The following is a 1,879-nucleotide window of genomic DNA, read 5'->3' as shown; positions in this document are numbered from 1 at the left end:
CTCCACAGGGAAGGTGCACCGCTCACTAGAATCACGGGCGCCGGCCCCTGGCCGAGGCGAAATGCTGGGCGAAGCGGTCGGCGTCGATCGTCGCCGAGGTGACGATGATCTTCAGTCGGGGCGCCGGGGGCAGGATCTGGCGCAGGTAGCCCAACAGGAAGTCGATGTTCAGGCTGCGCTCATGGGCCTCGTCGATGATGATCGTGTCGTAGGCCTTGAGCAGCGGATCGGTCTGGGTCTCCGCCAGCAGGATGCCGTCGGTCATCAGCTTGACGCTGGCGCCGGGCTGCAGCCGGTCGTTGAAGCGGACCTTGTAGCCCACCACCTCACCCAGCGGCGAGTTGAGCTCCTCGGCGATGCGCTTGGCCACCGAGCTGGCGGCGATCCGCCGCGGCTGGGTGTGGCCGATCAGGCCGCTGCCACCGGCGCCCAGGCCGCGGCCCAGGGCCAGCGCGATCTTGGGCAGTTGGGTCGTCTTGCCCGAGCCGGTCTCGCCGCAGACGATGACCACCTGGTGGACCTGCAAGGCCTGAGCGATCTCATCGCGCCGGCCGGAGACGGGCAGCGATTCCGGAAAGGTGATGGGCGGCACCGGCGTGGCAGGCCGTGGCGTGCGCGGCACGCCCCCCGTGCGAGGGGGCCGAGGGGAACGCGGGGCGCCGGCATTCGGCGCGGAAGAGCGGGTGCGGGAGGCGGAATCGGTCACAGGGCGGGGATTATCGTTGCTGGGCCTGCGCCGCGTCGTCCGCGGGGCCGCGGGGGTGCGGCACAATTCCGCCCACCATGGACCTCGTCTTCCCCCACACCTTCGTCCCCTGGTTCCGCTCGGTTGCGCCGCACATCCACGCCTACCGAGGCAAGACCTTCGTGATCGGCATCACCGGTGAGCTGATTGCCGCCGGGCGGCTGAATGCATTCGTGCAGGACATTTCCATCCTGCACGCGATGGGGGTGCACCTGGTCCTGGTGCATGGTTTCCGGCCGCAGGTGAATGAACAACTGCTGGCCAAAGGGCATGCTTCGGTGTTTTCCCATGGCATGCGGGTCACCGATCCGGTCGCCCTGGATTGCGCCCAGGAAGCCGCGGGCCAGCTGCGTTTTGAAATCGAAGCGGCGTTTTCGCAGGGTCTGCCCAACACCCCGATGGCCAATCCCACGTGCGGGTGATTCCCGGCAATTCCCTGACCGCCCGCCCCGTGGGCATCGTCGACGGCGTGGATTTCATGCACAGCGGCGTGGTGCGCAAGGTGGATGCCACCGCCATCCGCCGCGCCATGGACATCGGCGCCCTGGTGATGCTCTCGCCCTTCGGTTTTTCCCCCACGGGCGAGGCCTTCAACCTCTCGATGGAAGACGTGGCCACCGAGGTGGCCATTGCCCTGGGGGCGGACAAACTGCTGTTCATGACGGAGATCCCCGGCATCCGCGAATCCCAGGAGGATCCGGACAGCCCGATCGACACCGAAATTGCCCTGCCCGACGCCCAGCGGCTTCTGGCCTCGCTGCCACGGCCGATGCAACCCACCGACCCGGGCTTCTACTTGCAATATTGCGTGCGGGCCTGCCGGGGTGGCGTGGAGCGCTCGCACATTCTTCCGTTCGCGATGGACGGGGCCTTGCTGATGGAGGTTTTCACCCACGACGGCATCGGCACCATGGTCGTGGATGAAAAACTCGAGAGCCTGCGGGAGGCGACCTCGGACGATGTGGGGGGTATCCTGAAGCTGATCGAGCCCTACGAAATGGACGGCACGCTGGTCAAACGCAGCCGCACCGAGATCGAGCGGGACATCGCCAACTACACCGTGATCGAGCACGACGGCGTGATCTTCGGCTGCGCAGCGCTCTACCCCTATCCCGAGGCCAAGACGGGTGAGAT

2 pseudogenes are annotated in these 1,879 nt (G+C 66.9%); one reads left to right on the top strand and one right to left on the bottom strand.

From position 1 onward, the window contains the following. Positions 1-706: pseudogene (locus I73_RS11680) on the bottom strand (DEAD/DEAH box helicase); the annotation flags it as partial. A gap of 77 nt (positions 707-783) precedes the next feature. Between I73_RS11680 and argA the strand changes: the two are divergent. Continuing rightward, a pseudogene (gene argA, locus I73_RS27530) lies at positions 784-1,879 on the top strand (amino-acid N-acetyltransferase); the annotation flags it as partial.

The sequence above is a fragment of the Ideonella sp. B508-1 genome (assembly GCF_000333615.1).
Lineage (GTDB): Bacteria > Pseudomonadota > Gammaproteobacteria > Burkholderiales > Burkholderiaceae_C > Ideonella.
The sequence above is the reverse complement of the archived record's forward strand: the minus strand, read 5'-3'. Positions and strand labels throughout refer to the sequence as shown.